Source organism: Variovorax sp. H27-G14, assembly GCF_046156345.1.
GTDB lineage: Bacteria > Pseudomonadota > Gammaproteobacteria > Burkholderiales > Burkholderiaceae_C > Variovorax.
The window spans coordinates 1-2,624 of sequence record NZ_JAYLVN010000052.1; the positions used below are offsets into that span (position 1 = coordinate 1).

Sequence of the window (2,624 nt, forward strand, 5' to 3'; positions counted from 1 at the left end):
TGTTGGCGCCGGCCGAAATTTGACCCACCTGTGAGGGTTGTGCCGCTTCAAATTTGACCCGGGTGTTCAGCCTACCCTGCTGCTTTTTTAAGCGGTGGGGTATCAGGAGTGATCACTATGGCCATGATTGGCAAGGTCCTGCGGATGCACCACCGCGAGAACAAGTCGGTGCGGGAGATTGCGAGGGCGACAAGCCTGTCGCGCAACACCGTGCGCAAGTATTTGCGCACCCCGGTGGCGCAGCCACCGAAGTACCTGCGCAAGGGGGCCTCGACGAAGCTGGCGCCGTTCATCGAGACCGTGAAGATGGCGTTGCTGGCCGATGCACGTCGTCCGAAGAAGGAACGACGAACCGCCAAGGCACTGCTCAAGCAGATTGCCCAGGCCGGCTACGAAGGCGGCTACACCCAGCTGACCGACTTCATCCGCTCATGGCGAATGCAGCAGGGAGGCGTTGCAATCGGCAAGGCGTTCGTGCCATTGACCTTCGAGCTGGGCGAGGCGTTCCAGTTCGACTGGAGCGACGAGCCGCTGGTGGTCGGGGGCCTGTACCGCAAGCTGCAGGTCGCGCACATGAAGCTGTGCGCGAGCCGCGCGTTCTTCCTTGTGGCGTATCCGAGCCAGGGCCACGAGATGCTGTTTGATGCGCACACCCGGTCGTTTGCAGCCTTGGGTGGGGTGGCGCGTCGCGGCATCTACGACAACATGAAGACCGCCGTGGACAAGGTGCACAAGGGCAAGGGCCGCACCGTCAACGCGCGCTTCTCGGTCATGTGTGCGCACTACCTGTACGACCCCGACTTCTGCAACGTCGCTTCGGGCTGGGAGAAGGGTGTCGTGGAGAAGAACGTCCAGGACAGCCGCCGGCGTATCTGGATCGACGCGCGTGAGCGGCGCTTCGCCAACTTCGACGAGCTCAATGCCTGGCTGGGCGAACGATGTCGGGCGCTGTGGGAAGAAGTACGGCATCCCGAGCACAAGCAGTTCAGCGTCGCCGAGATGCTCGAGCACGAGCGGGTGCAATTGATGCCGATGCCGGCTGCGTTCGACGGCTACGTCGAGGAAGTGGCCCGGGTGAGCAGCACCTGCCTGGTGTCAGTGGCACGCAACCGCTACTCGGTGCCCTGCGAGCTGGCCGGGCAGATGGTCAGCACCCACCTGTACCCGACGCGCGTGACGGTGGTGGCCGGCGATAGTGTGGTGGCCGAGCACGAACGGCTGACGGACAAGAGCAAGACGCGCTATGACTGGCAGCACTACATCCCGCTGGTACAGAGGAAGCCAGGCGCGTTGCGCAACGGTGCCCCCTTCACCGATCTGCCCGAGCCATTGCAGCGGCTGCGCCGCGGCCTGCTGCGCGAGAGCGGTGGCGACCGCGTCATGGCCCGGGTGCTGGCCCTGGTGCCGACGGCGGGACTGGAAGCCGTGCTGGTGGCTGTGGAGCTGGCGCTGGACGGCGCTCCGCCCTCCGGGCGCGTGAGCATCGAGCACGTCATCAACGTGCTGGCGCGCTTGAACTCGGCGCCGCGACCAGAGAACGTCGAGACGCCGCTGCAGGTGCTGACACCGCCGATCGCCGACACGGCGCGCTACGACCGGCTGCGCGATCCGGGCAGCATGCGGGAGGCCGGTCATGCGTGATGTCATCGCCGAACTCAAGACGCTTCGTCTGCACGGCATGGCCGGGACCTGGGCCGATCTGATCGAGCAGGACAACGCCCAGCTGGAGCGATCGCGCTGGCTCATCGAGCAGATGTTGCGCGCCGAGACGACCGAGCGTGCCACGCGCTCGGTCAGCCACCAGATGGCTGCAGCCAAGTTCCCTGTGCACCGAGACCTTGCTGGGTTCGACTTCGAGGTCTCGCCGGTGGACCGCAAGCTGGTGCTGCAACTGGCCGAGATGGCCTTCACCGATGAGGCGCACAACGTCGTGTTGGTGGGTGGACCCGGAACCGGCAAGAGCCATCTGGCGACGGCCATTGGCGTGGCGGGCATCACGCAGCATGGCAAGCGTGTGCGCTTCTACTCGACCGTCGACCTGGTCAATGCGCTGGAGCAGGAGAAGGCCCAAGGCAAGGCGGGTCGCATTGCCGCGAGCCTGCTGCGCCTGGATGCGGTGGTGCTGGACGAGATGGGGTACTTGCCCTTCAGTCAGGCCGGAGGCGCGTTGCTGTTCCACCTGCTCTCCAAACTGTACGAGCACACCAGCGTGGTGGTGACGACCAACCTGGACTTCGCCGAATGGAGCAGTGTGTTCGTGGATCCGAAGATGACCACTGCGTTGCTGGACCGGCTCACGCACCACTGCCACATCGTGGAGACGGGCAATGACAGTTACCGGATCACGCACGCGACGGCGAACTCGAAGAAACGCATCAAGGCGCGTGAGCAGGAGCGAAAGGCATCGGCTGGAAATGCCGGTTGAGAAGCACCGAAGGCAGGGACAAGGCGCTGCGGGCTTCGCCCTACGCGCCTTCTTCGTGCGAGCGATTCAAGATCAATAAAGAAGTCAAGAAAGGAGGAAGACGCTAGAGTTATGCACAGCCGGCTTCCACGATGCCGGCTTCCATCCCCGGGTCAAAGTTCAACCGGCAGGGTGGGTCAAGATTCAACCGGCGCCGACA

At 64.3% G+C, this 2,624-nt stretch carries 2 protein-coding genes; both read left to right on the forward strand.

Annotated features, from left to right (window positions below):
* The first annotated feature begins 117 nt into the window (after positions 1 to 117).
* On the forward strand, positions 118 to 1,641 hold the full coding sequence (gene istA / locus VLK31_RS36160) for an IS21 family transposase (protein ID WP_409173312.1): 1,524 nt from the start codon (positions 118 to 120) through the stop codon (positions 1,639 to 1,641).
* On the forward strand, positions 1,634 to 2,425 hold the full coding sequence (istB, locus tag VLK31_RS36165) for an IS21-like element helper ATPase IstB (RefSeq protein WP_409173313.1): 792 nt from the start codon (positions 1,634 to 1,636) through the stop codon (positions 2,423 to 2,425). Before istA ends, istB begins: the two co-directional genes overlap by 8 nt.
* Positions 2,426 to 2,624: the final 199 nt, after the last annotated feature.